This window comes from Algorimicrobium algoritergicola (assembly GCF_008086165.1).
In the GTDB taxonomy this organism is placed as follows: domain Bacteria; phylum Bacteroidota; class Bacteroidia; order Flavobacteriales; family Flavobacteriaceae; genus Algorimicrobium; species Algorimicrobium algoritergicola.
The window spans coordinates 418,222-434,068 of the sequence record NZ_VSKL01000001.1 but is presented as its reverse complement, the minus strand read 5'-3'; the positions used below and the strand labels follow the sequence as shown (position 1 = coordinate 434,068).

13 protein-coding genes are annotated in these 15,847 nt (G+C 34.9%); 6 read left to right on the top strand and 7 right to left on the bottom strand.

All coding sequences use genetic code 11. From position 1 onward, the window contains the following. Window positions 1-40: 40 nt before the first annotated feature. A complete protein-coding gene (locus ES675_RS02075; RefSeq protein ID WP_082985869.1) occupies window positions 41-5,542 on the bottom strand; it encodes a GEVED domain-containing protein in 5,502 nt (1,833 codons plus the stop codon). Window positions 5,543-5,660: 118 nt separating this feature from the next. On the opposite strand from ES675_RS02075, the gene ES675_RS02070 reads away from it, so the two are divergent. Next, on the top strand, window positions 5,661-6,137 hold the full coding sequence (locus ES675_RS02070) for a regulatory protein RecX (protein WP_066249320.1): 477 nt from the start codon (window positions 5,661-5,663) through the stop codon (window positions 6,135-6,137). A gap of 53 nt (window positions 6,138-6,190) precedes the next feature. On the opposite strand, the gene ES675_RS02065 is transcribed toward ES675_RS02070, so the two are convergent. From ES675_RS02065 to ES675_RS02045, 5 genes are all read right to left on the bottom strand, one after another. Then, window positions 6,191-6,724, bottom strand: a complete 534-nt coding sequence (locus tag ES675_RS02065) for a DUF6646 family protein (protein ID WP_066249323.1) — start codon at window positions 6,722-6,724, stop codon at window positions 6,191-6,193. Between the two features lie 145 nt (window positions 6,725-6,869). Continuing rightward, entirely contained in the window at window positions 6,870-7,724 is an 855-nt protein-coding gene (locus ES675_RS02060) for a cupin-like domain-containing protein (protein ID WP_066249326.1), read from the bottom strand. Between the two features lie 108 nt (window positions 7,725-7,832). Then, window positions 7,833-9,245 (bottom strand): flotillin family protein, encoded by a 1,413-nt coding sequence (locus tag ES675_RS02055; protein ID WP_066249328.1) that lies wholly within the window; start codon window positions 9,243-9,245, stop codon window positions 7,833-7,835. 12 nt (window positions 9,246-9,257) lie between these two features. Continuing rightward, a complete protein-coding gene (locus ES675_RS02050) occupies window positions 9,258-9,833 on the bottom strand; it encodes a hypothetical protein (protein ID WP_066249334.1) in 576 nt (191 codons plus the stop codon). A gap of 176 nt (window positions 9,834-10,009) precedes the next feature. Beyond that, window positions 10,010-11,824: a TonB-dependent receptor plug domain-containing protein gene (locus ES675_RS02045; RefSeq protein ID WP_066249338.1), complete on the bottom strand. Its 1,815-nt coding sequence runs from the start codon at window positions 11,822-11,824 to the stop codon at window positions 10,010-10,012. Between the two features lie 80 nt (window positions 11,825-11,904). On the opposite strand from ES675_RS02045, the gene ES675_RS02040 reads away from it, so the two are divergent. After that, window positions 11,905-13,410 (top strand): aminotransferase-like domain-containing protein, encoded by a 1,506-nt coding sequence (locus ES675_RS02040; RefSeq protein ID WP_066249341.1) that lies wholly within the window; start codon window positions 11,905-11,907, stop codon window positions 13,408-13,410. Between the two features lie 10 nt (window positions 13,411-13,420). Here ES675_RS02040 and ES675_RS02035 read toward each other — a convergent pair whose 3' ends face one another. Beyond that, window positions 13,421-13,834: a putative signal transducing protein gene (locus ES675_RS02035; protein WP_066249346.1), complete on the bottom strand. Its 414-nt coding sequence runs from the start codon at window positions 13,832-13,834 to the stop codon at window positions 13,421-13,423. 120 nt (window positions 13,835-13,954) lie between these two features. Between ES675_RS02035 and ES675_RS02030 the strand changes: the two genes are divergently transcribed. The 4 genes from ES675_RS02030 (at window position 13,955) to ES675_RS02015 (ending at window position 15,825) form a co-directional block, all read left to right on the top strand. Then, on the top strand, window positions 13,955-14,431 hold the full coding sequence (locus tag ES675_RS02030) for a DUF2975 domain-containing protein (RefSeq protein ID WP_066249352.1): 477 nt from the start codon (window positions 13,955-13,957) through the stop codon (window positions 14,429-14,431). 31 nt (window positions 14,432-14,462) lie between these two features. Next, window positions 14,463-14,969 carry a DUF2975 domain-containing protein gene (locus ES675_RS02025; protein WP_066249355.1) on the top strand — a complete coding sequence of 169 codons (507 nt, stop codon included), beginning with the start codon at window positions 14,463-14,465 and terminating at the stop codon, window positions 14,967-14,969. Window positions 14,970-14,971: 2 nt separating this feature from the next. Beyond that, the gene (locus tag ES675_RS02020) at window positions 14,972-15,178 is read left to right on the top strand and encodes a helix-turn-helix domain-containing protein (RefSeq protein WP_066249357.1); all 207 of its coding nucleotides are present in this window, start codon (window positions 14,972-14,974) and stop codon (window positions 15,176-15,178) included. Window positions 15,179-15,384: 206 nt separating this feature from the next. After that, complete coding sequence (locus ES675_RS02015; protein ID WP_066249359.1) at window positions 15,385-15,825, top strand: LexA family protein; 441 nt, start codon at window positions 15,385-15,387, stop codon at window positions 15,823-15,825. The last annotated feature ends 22 nt before the right edge of the window (window positions 15,826-15,847 follow it).

The following is a 15,847-nucleotide window of genomic DNA, read 5'->3' as shown; positions in this document are numbered from 1 at the left end:
ATTTTAAACGCAACCGCTTTTATACTTTTAAAAAAAGGTTCTATTTCTTCACCGCTTTCTTAACTAATACCTGATTATTAGACAAGGTTACTTTAGCAATATATGTAGCACTACTTAAGTTAGATAAATTATACGTCTCCGTATTAGTTGACCCTTTAAACTTGTATAAGGTTCTGCCCAACATATCAATTATTTCAACTGATTTAATGGTTGCATGGTTAGACCCAATACTAAATTTAACGTTATTATCCGTTAATTCAATAATAGATAAATTGGTATTACTAATTACATAATCATCAACCGATAAAGTACTATCTCTAAATACAATTTCAAAACGATCGTTGAATTCGCCAACAGTAGATGTAAAATTATAATTCGTATTCGATAAATTGTGGATTACATTTAATAATTGATCTTTTAAATAAATGGTATTCGTACTTAAAAAATCACCTTCAAATTGTGCAATACTAATTGTGTAAATCGTGGCTTGATTAACGGTTGTACTAAAACCTAACGGAATTATTTCATCCATGTTTAAGCTTTCAGGCGCCTTTCCTTGTATAGCTACTTTATCTGCTTCCAATTCTTCTTCTATAAGCGAATAGAAATATACATAGGAGTCTGAAGACAAGTTTTTAGGAGCATCAAAATACATATCATCATTACCATTGGTTGCACCTTCAACATAGCCAATTAAAATTTGGTTGAAAACACCCATGTCTGAGGTGAAATTAAGCCATAATTTTTCATTTTGATTTTCAGTTGTGTTCCTGAAAAATTGATTATTATTTCCTGTAACACGCATACTATTTTGAAAAATAACATCTGCAGTTTTTATGTCTCCAGAAACAGTTGAAACCGTTGCAGCATTAGATAATGTAATAAAAAAGCCTTGTCCAGAAGGAATAAATCGGCTAGGCATAACCCCATCACCACCAGCTGTTTGTCCGGTGCCGTTTATTACAGCATAATCCGATTGTGCAAAATTTAAAGCCTCATTTCCGTTATTGGTATTTGATGGTGCTGAATTTTGCGACCATAAAAATATGGCACCATTCGTTACTCCAGTTGGTTGCGGATACTCTGTAACATTCTGATCAATCAATGCATTTGCTGAAAGAAATAAATCGGCATCAATAGCTGAAGGATACGGATTACCAATAAAATTCCAGTTGTTATCAGCCATTTCAGAATCATTTCTATAAATAGGAACCGTAAAATCACCTGTATTTAAAGCGCCATTGAACGTGTATTCATAATTAATACCTATACCAATAATTCCCGATGGATTATGCATAGCAGCATAACCAACTCCAGGAATCATACTAGCAGTATTGCTTGTAGGTTGCCAATCATCACCGTTATCATCTACATCATCTTGTCCAGCAACAGTTCCATTGTTGTTATTGGTTTCAGCCATAGCATCTAAATAGTTTTGACCATTATACCAATAGCGTCTGGTTGGGTGTGCCTCATTCAATCCGTTTTCAATAGTTTCATTGGCAACTGGTGAACTCCAATAGGTGTATTCATAATAATTATTCAAAGGAGCTGTTTTCTTGTTGACTTGGGTTCTAGCATTTGTATTCAACGTATATGTTCCAGCATTTACACCTTCGCCTCTTTGTACAAAACTGCCTTTGTCTTCAACTAATATACCGTCTAGTTTTGTTCCATCGCCATTAACGACAGCGCTGTTTATAACTTCAACATAATCACCTTCAGAAACCGTAAGCAGACTTCCAGCAGCTACAAATAATTGACAAGCCTCAAAACTTGTTTCTCCGTTAACATTTGTACTTGTATCGTAATCTCCATTTATAATCGCAATTTTACTAGAGGTAGGAGGTGATGACCAAGCTGTGCCATCCCAAACAGCAGCTATGTATTCTATTTTTACAGCATTACTCGCTGCGTAACATGTAGCAGTGTTTTCTCTAATTTGACAATAATATTGATAATCGTCTAAACCAGCAAGATCCGAAATATCTAATGTTGACGTTGTAGAACCGGAATATATTCCGCCATTTGACACAGCTGTCCAGTTACCAGAAGTTCCTAAAACATACCATTGATAAGCAAGTCCCAATCCACCCGAAACGCCTTCGGATCCTGCAACTGTTAAAGATGTACCCGTTATTGAACAATCTGCCACATATTGTGGGTGAGTTATTACCACAGGTGGCACTTTAACAAGCGGTACAGTACCAACGCCTGCTAAACATTCATCGTCGGATAAACTTTGAGTTGTCCATTCGGTAGCAGTATAAGTGGTATTTGGATAAAAATTTGTATTCTTTCTTTTTAAATAATATCCTACATAATTTGGTGCATGTACATCATCAATAACCGTAGTACCATTCATTAATCTCAAACCATCATTTGCATTAAAACCGGCCGAACCTAAACTTCCATTTCCTGTAGGTGTGTAACCACAAGATGAGCTAGATACAGAAATAATTGCGACTGCATTTGCTGCAAGTGTACCACTTAAATTTGCATAAGTTGAATAAGTACTTCCGTAATCTCCAGCTCTTTGAATGGAATACCCACTTAAATTTACAGAAGCTCCTGTGTTGTTATATATGGTTATTACACCACCAGATCCGCCATTTTCATCATACGCTTCGTAGATAATTAAATCGGTTGCATCTCCACCACCAACTGCTGATGCACATGATGTAAGGTCAGTATCAATTACATCAAAAAATTGCGTTGCACTACAGCCTGTTGCTAATTGAATCACAAAATTACCATCATTAGCATCTGAAGGAATCAATACTTCTATAGTGTCTGATGTATTTGAAACAGTAGGAACTGCTATATTATTAAATGAAATTGTTGCTCCTGTAAGATTACTTGAGGCAGAAGTAAAAGTGACCAATGTATTTGCTGGACCAGATGTTGGAAAAGTAGCAACAGTTGGAGCAGTTGTACAATTACCTTCACCTTCTATGGTGAAAAGATAAGGATTTTCATCAGAATCATTATTTTCAATTCTCACTTTTGCTGTTCTCGTACCGGCAACGGTTGGGTGAAATTTAATTCTAAAAGTTGTGTTTGTGCCATTCACAACTGGTGATGTTGCATGCTGCGTTACAATAAAGTCTGTTGGGTTTGTACCTTCTAATGTAATAGTAGGCGAACCTGTTAATAGTAAATTTGCTAAACCAATATTTTCTATAGTAAATTCTTTCTCAACAGAATCTGTGTTTAAAGGTGTGGTTGCAAACAAGGTATTATTTAATCCGTAAGGTGCATCAAAACCATTAGCAATAGAAATAGCTCCTCCTTTTACATTAATTTCTGCATTAGCAGGTTGTGTTATAATAATCGTGTAATCTTCCACTTCACCATAAGTAAATGATTGACAAGGTGTAGCATAACCACTAATACTATTTTCAGAGTTAGCAGAAACTCGCATTCTTACATTTCCTATTGTAGCACCAGTTGGAACCGTAATTGAAAACGGTGATGCTGATGAGGTTCCATTAGCATTATTTGTAACCGTACCTAATTCATATGCTTCACCACTATCATTAAAATCTCCATCTCTATTCCAATCTATCCATGCTATTACATAAGAAGTATAATTACCATTAGTGTTTACTGTTACACTTAAATTATGAATATCTCCAATGTTAACATTTGTTGAAACTGTTGTGTAATCTGTATATCCAGCAGTAGAAGTAGAAGATTGATTAATGGTGCTAAAAGTAACATTTTTAATCATTGAGTTATTTGTACCTCCTGAAGCAGTACAATAATCAACACCAGTAGTTTGGCAAACCGAAATACCATCACTCCATTGATTGCCACTATTAACCTCTCTTACAAAAACGGTATAACAATATTCAACAGCATCTGTTAAGCCAGTAACAATGATACTGTTACCTGTTCCTTTATAAACTACTTGATTTGCTCCTGCATAAACAGGATTTGCGGTGTAAGCCGAACCGTTTCCTGTTGGTGTAAGTGTAACAACACCTGCATTTGCAACCACCATATATTCGTAACATCCAGCAGAATCTGGTACCACATTCCACGACACTGTAGATGTTGTAGGATTAATTGAAGCGGCTAAACTGGTAACTTCTGGAACATCAATGGTATATGTTTGTGTATAAGATGAAGCAGCTGAGTTATCATTAAGAGCAGACGCCCAACCTGTAGCTGTTTCACCAGTGTAAGCAACCACTTTAAAAGTGTATTGCGAAGCATTTGTTAAACCAGTTATAGTAGCTGATGTTCCAGCACCTTTGTAAACTGCTTTTCCAAGGGTCGAATAAGCTGTTGCTGCTGTATAATTAGAATTTGCTACAAATCCAGAAGCATTTCCTGCTAAAGCCGCAGTCATTCTTGGAATTGTTGTGTTAGGTTGAGCAAAAATAATATAACCTGTTACGCCTGCTGTTGAAGATGCATTCCAACTTAAAGAAAGTTGATCATTGGCAATACATGACTTTAATTGCAAAGCGTTATTTGGTGAAGCATTTGTAACATTCAACGTCGCTGCATTAGAATTTACAGCGCCACAACTATTAGTAACAACACATCGGTATTGATTACCATTCATTGGCGCCGAAGTTGCTCCCGTTGTATACGTATTTGTAGTTGCGCCGGAGCCTCCCGTTACGTTATTCCATGTGGTGCCGCCATTTGTTGAGACTTGCCATTGGTATGTGGGCGTTGGCGTTCCTGTTGCCGTTACAGAAAACGTGGCGTTGTTAGGAATGACTCTTGTAGCATTAGCTGGTTGTGTTGATATACTTGGTGCAGAATTTATTACAACAGCATAACTTGCAGTTCCTGCAGACCAACAAGAAGTTGCTGTTAAAAATGTTCTTACATAATATGTTCCAGTGGCGGTTGCATTAAAAGTTCCTGTGGCATTGTTAGCCGTTGAGGTTCCCGTGGCCGTAGTTTGCCAATAATCAATTGTACCTAGTATTGTTGTTCCAGAATAGGTTAATGTTGTATTGGTACAAGCAGGTGTTGTTCCTGTAATTGTTCCATTTGGATCTGCAGGTGGTGTACATGTACTTGGAATAGTATATGTTACTTCAAAATAATCCACATAAGTTCTAGTACCAATACTAGTTCCTTTATTATAAAATTCAACATAATTAGTAGCTGACAAACCATCCATGGTTAAAGTTCCTCCACCAGCAGCAAAAGTACCTGCCTCCGTAGTATTATCAACACTATATCCAGAAGGGCCATCTCCATCACCACTAGACGGAGTATACATCACTACTTTTGTAATAGTAACGCCATTAGAAGCATATATTTTAATTGAACCACCTTTTGTAGCGTTTTGATACAATCTTAATTGACCACTATTTAATGCAGGATTGCTAGTTCCAGAATTTTTAAAAGACCCGAAACCTATATTTGCATCTAGAGCAATTCCTGGAGCAGGTACGTTCAATCCTGTAACGGCGCCTCCTGCAGAAAAACTATAGGAAACAGTGGTTTGCCCAAACCCAGACAAAACAGCACACAAAAAAGTAATAAATATGAGGGAGTATTTATGTTTCATAAACGTAATCTTGCTATTATTTAAATAAATTAAGGAATCAAATATACATTAAAACCACTATAAAACAAGGATTTACAGTTTCCTAATTATTAACAAATTGTTATTATCTTGCTTCCTAATGAATACAGTAAAAACCTATACCGTTGAAGAAGCCAAGCGTTCTATAGAGCGCTATTGCGCCTATCAGGAACGCTGCCATCAGGAAGTAACTAGTAAATTGTATAACATGCGCATGATTCCAGAGGCCATAGATGTGATTATGGTGCACCTTCTTAAACATGATTTTTTAAACGAAACCCGTTTTGCCCAAAGTTATGTGCGTGGGAAATTTAATATTAAAAAATGGGGACGGCAGCGCCTAAAACAGGAGCTAAAAAAACGGGATATTGGTAAATACAATATCGATTTGGCCATGAAAGAAATTTCAGAGTCCGATTACTTGGAAACGTTTAACGCGCTTGCTGAAAAAAGACTGAAGTCCATTGAGAGGGAAACAGACAAATGGAAAAAACGCAAAAAACTAGCCGATTACTTGCTGTATCGTGGTTGGGAAAGTCATTTGGTGTATGATAAAGCAGCTGAATTAATTCCATAAAAAAAGCCTTTCAATCTAAATTGAAAGGCTTTGTAATATAATGTTATTGTGTATTAAAGATTAAAAACAGCTCCTAAATTCATAGAAAACTGATTATTTAATTCTTGAGAAGGTGTTAAATTGTCTTTATATTTCGCAATAGGAAATTGTGCTTCTGTATAGATTCCAAAACCAGTGGTGAAGAAATAGCGAGCACCAAGATGGCCACCAAAATTCTTCATACTAAAGCTTAAACCTGGGTATAAATCAAAATTTTCATCAATTTTTAAAACGTTTCCAATGTTTGCATTAAAACGGGCTTTTAAGTCAAAACGATCATCAAAACCAGCTTTGTCAACTAAAGTTATCCCTGTTATTGGTTCTTTTACACCATCTTGTAAGTCTCCAGAAACACCTAATGCATAGCTAGAGCTGATACCAACAGAAATATTTTCGCCTAATCCATAGTCATAACTTACGTTAAGTCCTGTAGCATGTGATTGAAAATTAGCACCTACTTGAAATTTTTGGTCACCTTTACCTGAAAATGCCTGTGCATTTGCAAATGAAACGGTTAAAATAGCTGCAACAACCAGTAATTTTTTCATGATATTATTTTTAAAATTAGTCTGCAAAGATATTAATAATTTTAATGATGTGTTGCTGTAATCCATTTAAAATAAAACGTGTAGTACGCGAATTATTATTAAATATATAGGTCTTGAATTGCTATTTATCAAGTGTGGAATGGCCTTATTTGTTCGTCCGAATTACGGCTTGTTCGTTTTTCCAATTAATCCATTTTTGGCCTTGTATTCGGCGCATCAAATTATCATAATTACGCATGATAAATAGATTGTAAATAGCCTTTCCGAAATTTTTAGGGTTTCGTGGAATGGCACGTAAACTCATAGAAAAACCAGGTGTTAGGTATTTCATATAATGCCAATAACCTTCAGGCATATATAAAATTTCGCCATGTTTCAAATTTGTTTTAAAACCTTTAGCGTTCTTTAATGCTGGCCATTTTTCAAAATCTGGGTTCGAAAAATCAATTTCTTCATGTGCTATTAAAGCGTGTGGAATTTTATAGAGGTAATCATTCTGATTTTGATCGAATAAAATAATTTCTTTTTCACCTTGAAAGTGAAAGTGAAATATGTTGGCTAAATCAATATCATAATGCATAAAAGTATGTGAATCCTTACCGCCAAAAAACAGCATAGGCATGGCTTTCATGAGTTTTAAGCCAAAATCGGGATAGGAAAAATCATTTTGAAGTTCCGGAACTTCTTTTAAAATATTCCAAAGAAAAATGCGGTATTTAGTCGGTTCTTTTTTGAGCAAATCAATGTATTCGCTCATTTTCATTTTGGCATGTGGTTCGTTAAAACCATCTTTATAATCTACAGGTCTATCATCGTAAAGGGGAACTATTTTATCACCTGCAATCTGATTTATATAATCTAGATTCCATTTAGTATAGGCTGGCCAATCTTCAATAAACTGCTCAATAACCACAGGCTTTTGCGGCTTGAAATAGTGCTTTATGAAATCCGCTTTAGTAATTGTTTTTACACGCGGAATTGTCTGTAGGTTCCATGTCAATGCTCAAAACTTTTAGAACATCAAAGTTAAGGAAATGAAAGCAAACAAAATGGTGAAACTACCGTTCAATTTATTTCTAAATTTGAACGGCCTTAAAAACGAGTTGCATTATTTTTTATCCGATTCTTTTTTGTCTGTCACTTCTGCTTCCGTAATATCTTTACCTTTTAAATATTCAGGTAATTCCATTCCGGCCATATTAAACATTTCTTGTAGTGGCGGAACCGATTTGTACATGCCTGACAAGAAATTAGCAGTTGAGGTTTTACCATCTTTACCGCCACCATTTTCCCAAACGGTTACTTTATCAATCTTAATGTTTTTAATGGCTTCCGCTTGCATTTTCACCAATTCTGGTAATTTATCAGCAATTAATAATAACACAGCATCTTTAGAGTTGTTACCAGCAGCTTTTACAATCTGATCTAAACCAGCAGCTTGCTTGGTTAATACTTCATATAAACCTTGTGCTTCAGCTTGCGCTTTAAACAATATAGCATCTGCTTCACCTTTTGCAAGTCTTCGAATACGCTCGGCTTCGGCTTCGGCATCAATTTCAACTTTACGTTTATCAATTTCTGCAGGCACAATAATATCTGCTTGTTGGGAGGAACGCTCACGTTCGGCTCTTGCCGTTTCTGCTAATTGTTCGGCTGCATACGACTCTTCTAATGCTTTTGCTGCTTGAACTTTTTCTGATGCATTGGCAATACGTTCCGCTTCAGCTTCACGTTGACGACGTAAAGAATCTGAATTTGCAACGGCAATTTTTGCGGTATTTTCACCTTCTACAGCTTGTGCATTGGCAGCAGCAACTTGTGTTCTTTCATCTTGAACCGCATTGGCTTCACCAATAGATCCATCTCTGGTTTTCTCGGCAACCGATTTACGCGCGGCATTAATAGCATGTGCAGCAGCTTCTTTACCAAGTGCTTCAATATAACCAGACTCGTCAACAATATCTGTAATGTTTACGTTGATTAATTTTAATCCTACTTTCTTTAATTCGGTTTCTACACTTTCTGAAATGTTGGTTAAAAATTTATCACGATCATTATTAATTTCTTCAATATCCATAGAGGCAACCACTAAACGTAACTGACCAAAGATGATTTCTTGTGCCAAATCCTGAATTTCATTCTGCCCTAAACCTAATAAACGTTCCGCAGCATTTTGCATAACACCAGGCTCTGTAGATACACCAATGGTAAAACGGGATGGCACGTTAACACGAATATTTTGTTTTGATAAGGCGTTAACCAAATTCACTTCAATAGAAATAGGTGTTAATTCCAAGAATTCATAATCTTGAATTACTGGGATAATAAATGCGGCACCACCATGAATACATTTTGCCGATTGGCCACCACCTACTTTTCCATAAACAACTAAAATTCTATCAGAAGGACACCTTTTATAGCGTCTAATAAGTACAACAATAAAAACAAAAACAAATAGAATGGCTGCAACAATGGCAATAGGAAATCCTAAATTAAAAGCTTGGGTAAAAAGAAATGTCATATGGTTAAGGTGTTAGATTTTTGTGGTTTTATGAGAATCAACTATTAAAATACCATTAGAAGTTACGTCTAAAACAGTAATAACAGTTCCATATTTAAGGGCTGTTTCAGAATCGGTTAAAGCATCTAATTCACGAAGCGATCCTTGGATGTTAACACTTACCTTTCCTATTTTTGAACGATTAGCGCCTATAGTTAAATATACTTCGCCAACAGCATTAATAGCATTTTTATAATCTAAAGTACCGCTAGATGTTAGTTTTTTCATGTAGTGAAACATGGCCGCCATAATAGTCATCATCAGTAAACCACTAATGAATGAAATAATAACGGTTATAGGTTTTGAAAAGCCAGCATCTAAACACGCTATGCCACTCCAGCCAAAAATGGTGAAGAAACCGACGAGGTTTTTAAAGGTGATAAATTGAAATTCAATACCAGCATCTGCATCTAGATCATCTATATCTTCGCCGCCATCAGCACCCATAAAGGTCATAATGATGATGAATAAAAAGAAAAGCGAACCAATTAATGCTATTGCCCAGTAAAATTTCGAAAATAATTCTAAAGCTGAAAACCACTCCATCATAAAACGTACAGATTATAAGTTTTAAATATAAACCCTTTAAGGCATTCCTACAATGCAATTAAAGAATTTATTATATAAGTAGCTTTAAATGAATTTTTGTTACAAAACGAATCCAAACCAATTTAGACCTAACAGATTTTTAAAACCTGTTAGGTCTAGAACAATGCAATAGCTTACTAATTAAAGGTGTATGTTAATCCGAATAGAACCAAGCCCTTTACAGCAGGTACTAAATTGGTTTCGGTATAGTCTGCTTGAAAAATATTATTAGCGGTTACTGAGAACTGAAAGGCATTGAATTCGTAATTAATACTGGCATCATATACATTATAACTGTCACCAATAGTCCGTTCAGCATAACGATATACAATGGATTGTGATAGGTTTTTGAAAAATTGACTCCTAAAAGTTGCCACAAATTGATGCTTTAACGAGTTTATTGAATAGCGTGAAAAGTTTGATGATACATCTTTTAAATCGTCCTCTATAAAGGTGTAGTTTACGCCAATGTTCTGCGTAAAATTCGCCATAAAAAAGGCGTAATTGGTATTCACTTCAAAACCTTTGGTGTTCAATTCGAATAAGTTAGTGGCTTGCCAAGGGTCTGAATCATTTTCTTTTACAAAATCAATTAAATTTTTAGAATCTCTGTTAAAAAAAGCAGCAGATATGCGGAGTCCATTATGGTTGAATTTTACACCGAATTCTTCCGAAATAGCTTCTTCAGGATCTAAATTTTCATCTCCCAATTCCGATGGACTGGTATAATATAAATCCGTGTAGGTTGGCACACGATAGGTGTAACCGATGTTTCCATACAATTGAAAATTATCCGATACTTGATAACCGATATCCACACCTGGAAAAGCATGAAATTTAAAATCTGAAAAATAACTAACCGCAATTCCCGGTGTTATTGAAAGTGCATCATTTAAAAACGTAAACCGATGCTCTAAAAATAGGTTGGTGGCAAACCGGTTATGGTTTCCTAAATTATTACTCGCAATATAGGTTTGTGATAAATCGACACCAAAACCCGTAATTCCTAATGCTGATTTATAGGATGCATTGACTTCAGCTGCAATTTTATTGGTTTGATGTAAATTTCTATAAACCGATGGATTATCCCGAATAAACACATACATATCTTGGTTTCGTCTCCAATATAAACGGGGCTTCCAGGTGAATTTTTCCGTTTGTATTTCAGTTGAAAAACCAACTAAACTGGTTTGCGTTTCTTCATATTGATCTATGTCAGCTGGTGTGGCGTAAAAACCATTGGCACCAAATTTGCGTTCTTGGTAATTACCTGTAAACGTAATAGGTAATTTGTTTTTGTTGAAAACACTTTTTACAAAATAACTCTGATTGTCATAATCTGTATTATAACGATAACCATCTGATAAATTTCGAGATACATGAATGATATGTGATGAGTTTTCCAAATTGCTTCCAACGGTAATATCCGCATTTTTTTGTCCATAAGAACCTGCTTGAACACCAACTGCTACCATATCATCGGTTTGTTTTTTCGTCACAATATTTATGGCTCCTGTAAAAGCATTCTGACCAAACACGCGAGCTGCGGGACCCTTTATGACTTCAATACGCTCAATAACCTCCAAAGGTAATGCCATATTTAAGGTATGATGTCCTGTTTGTGCATCCTCAAGTTTCATGCCGTCTATCAGTAATAAGGTTTGATCAAAACTACCACCACGTATGTATAAATCGGCTTGTGTACCATCGGCTCCACGACGCCTGACATCAATACCAGCAACTTGTTGTAACAAATCGGCAACATTGGTGGTCGCGCTATTTTTTATATCGGCACTTGTAATGATTGTAATGGTTCTGGAGTTTTCTTTAAAGGGTAAATCAATTCGGCTGGACGTGATAACGACGGAATCTAACGCCTGTTGCGGTGATTCTTGGGCGTTTCCTTTAAACGAAAAAATAAGCAGCAAAATAATAAATGGAAATAATTTCATAAGAATTGTAATTCGTGTTTTTTATAAGATTGCAAAAGTCGTAACTTTCCGGATCACTAAACTAGTCCAGTTTTAAACTTATGAGTAGTCCGGTTAATGATTTATTAAAGAAATTAATTCATTTTGAAAAGCAGCAAACGACAGCTGTTTACATTCAAATTGCACAGCAAATTATAAATGCCATTCAGAGAAGCTATTTAACCGAAGGAACGGCTTTACCAGGCACGCGAAAATTTGGTGAGTTACTATCCATAAACAGAAATACGGCTGTTGCGGTTTATGAGGAGTTGGCATCACAAGGTTGGGTAGATATGATTCCTAACAAAGGTACGTTTGTATTAAAGCCTGAACAGAAAACGGCAACTATAAAAGCCACATCTCAAGGTATAGATAAGTTAAGAGATTACCCAAATACCACTGGGTTTCCGTTTCAATCGTCGTTTAATTTAGCGTCAACACAAGAAATATCCGTTACTAATTATGTAATTAATGATGGTCAGCCAGATTTAAGACTGCATCCAACGCATCAATTTTCTCGGTGGTATAGTGCATCTATGAAACGCGCGTCACTAATTTCTAAATGGAATCAGACCAACGAACAATCAGCAACTACCTTTAATTTACACTTAGGTAATTATTTAAACGCAACACGTGGTTTTCATATCAAACCGCAAAATATCATGAGCACACGAAGTACGGAAATGAGTTTGTATATCGTGTCGCAACTTTTAATAAAACAAGCCGATGTGGTTTTGGTAGCGGATTTAAGTCACTATAAATCGAATATGATTTTTCAACAAGCAGGTGCCAATATTATCACCATTCCGGTGGACGAGCATGGGATTGATGTGGATTATATTAAAACGCATTTTACCAAGCGCAGCATAAGGTGTGTGTATGTTTGTGCGCACAGACATTATCCAACAACCGTAACGTTGAGTGCTGAAAGACGTTTAAAATTATTGCAATTAGCAAAAGCGTATCAATTTGCGATTATTGAAGACGATTTTGATTATGATTTTCAATTTGAAGGCTCTGCCATGTTGCCTATGGCAAGTTCGGATGCGCATGGTGTCGTGATCTATTTAGGGAAATTAGGGCAGTCGTTTTTTCCGAGTTTTCAAATCGGATTTGTCGTTGCGCCAGAGACGATTATAAACGAAGCGAAAAACTATCTACAAATACTAGATAAACAAGGCGATTTAATTCAGAAACAAATGCTTTCTGAACTTATTTCGGAAGGCGAAATTCATCGCTTAATTAAAAAGAATATTACTGTTTATAAGCAAAGACGTGATTATTTGTCTGAAAAACTACAAACGCATTTTAAATCTCTTGCCACTTGGGAACTACCTGCAGGCGGTTTGGCAATTTGGTTGCGATTTGAACCGCGGATTTCATTAGTTGAATTGGCTAAAAAAGCGAAAGAAAACGATTTGTTTTTACCCAAAACCATTCTCTATCAAAATAAAGATATTTGCGCTATTAGACTTGGATTTGGCCATTTAAATGAAATCGATATTGGCGTAGTTGTCCAAAAACTAAAAACAAGCTATGATGCTGTGGTTAGCCAAAAGGCTGATTAAAACGCGCAATTTATTCTATAGTGAATTCTGTTTTACAATTCTCACAACGGTAGTTATACCGTGTGTGAAATGGCAATGTGCCAAAAACAAAGCCTACGAAAAATGCCATAAAGGATTTTAAATCTTTAATAGTCGAAAATAGTTCTATTTTAGTTTCTTGGCAATTTGGGCAATGAATGGCATGACCATCATCATCCAAGGAGTAACTAGAAATAGATTTTAAAATGGCAATAGCTTCAGCTTCCTGTTCGGCATATACTTTCAGTTTTACGCCTCCAATAGCGTTACTAACAATTGGGTTGGTGTTGATGGTATGATTATCCAATAGGAAAACCTCAATCCCTTCTGCTTCCAAACGGCCCTTTATAATGTCGGCTTCCGCGGTGTATGGAAATACAGCAATGGTTTTAAATGTGTTTTGCATAGATTACAAAAATATGGAAACAATTTATTATAAATGATTTTCGGTGAGAAACTAAATAAATTATTGTTTTACGATAATTTTTATATATTTGTTATTGTTAAACGATAATAAATATATGTTATGAAAAAAATTAAATATCTAAATGTTTTTGTAATTACCTTGATTATAATTTATGTGATTCATTTTGTGGGAAACTTGATTATTATTTTTCTTACAGATTACACTGAACAATTTAAGGACATTAATTTTGATTTTCTATTTGGAAATCTCACCCAATATATCATAATCGGGATCTCAATTTTTACATTTTTAGGATTGCTATTTATTAAAAAAGGATTAACTACTATCATAAAAGAAGGACTATTTAATTTGAAAAGCGTTTCAAAGTTTAAAACAGGAGGAAAGTTATTTTTAATATCTGGCGTTTTAAGTTTTCTTTTTGATTTTTTAATTATGTATGATTCTAAAAGTTTAAATTTATTAGGAAATTTAGGACAAGATTTTCTTCTTATGGTTATTGGTTTTAGTCTCTATATTGTTGCAGATATAATAAGTAACGGCAGCCTTCTTCAGGAAGATAAAAATCTAACTATTTAGTGAATAATAAAAAATCAATAATATTTGAGTTATGAGAAAACTAATAATTTTAAAAACAGTAATTGATTTTATTTGGATTTTGAGTTGTCTTCCTATTTTAATTTTAGGATTTGCATTCAGTATTTATATGTTTTTTAATACGGAAATATTAGAATTAACCCGATTTGCAGGAATGGAAACAGAAGCACCTGTGTGGCAAAAACAACTTTTTATTATAGTTGGTTATGGCATTATTTGCGGTTTTATTTACGTTGTATTTTTATTTCGTAAATCCTTGCGACTTTTTCAACAGCGAAAACCATTTGATAGTTATGTTATAGAAACTTACAATAAAATGGGAAAAATTTTAATTGGATTAAGTATCGCTAGTATGATAGGTATTTTTATTATAAGAATTGTTTTTACTAGTAAAATAGAATTTACTTTGGGCTTGAGTCCTTATTTATTAATTATGAGTTTGGGCTTGTTTTTTATGGTTTTAAGCGAAGCATTCAAAATTGCCAAACAGGCACAACAAGACAGCGAATTAAGTATATAATTATGGCCATACTCATAAATTTAGATGTGCAATTAGAAAAGCGCCGAATGAAAAGCTACGAACTAGCCGAACATATTGGTATTACCACAGCTAACCTGTCTATTTTAAAAACAGGAAAAGCACGAGCCATCCGGTTTTCTACTTTAGAAGCTATTTGTAAAACCTTGGATTGCCAACCAGCTGATATTTTGGAATATGTTCCGGATTGATTTTATGGGATTAAATTTCTCGTAAAAGAGATATTCCACTAAATTTATTTGCATGTAATTAAATAATTGGATGTCATTTCATATTTAAATGTTAGATTTATACCGCAGACACTTGAATGGCGTTATTTTGATGAAATCTAGTATATGATTCCCTCACATATCAAATTCAAATTATTGCATGACATAAATAATTCAAAACCAAAACCATGAGACTTCAAACCGCCAATCCCTTGACTTTCTTTACACCTGATTTATCTGTGAATACAGGAGCTGTTTTTGTTGATACAGGAATTTCGGCAGGATTTCCTGCGCCAGTTGAAGATTTTAATGAAGAACGTTTGTCATTAGACAACATGTTGGTTAAAAATAAAATGACCACATTCTATGCGCGCGTTTCAGGGCAGAGTATGATTGATGCTGGTTTAGATGATAATGATTTATTAGTTATAGATAGAAGTTTAGAGCCTATCAATAACCGTATTGCTGTTTGTTTTTTAGATGGTGAATTTACGGTGAAACGCCTACGCGTTGAAAAAGATGGTGTTTGGTTACAACCAGAAAATGCCATGTATCAACCTATAAAAATTACGGAAGAAAACGATTTTGTTATTTGGGGTATTGTTACCAATGTGATTAAAAAAGTTTAAGTTAGCCTAACTATTCCAAAGA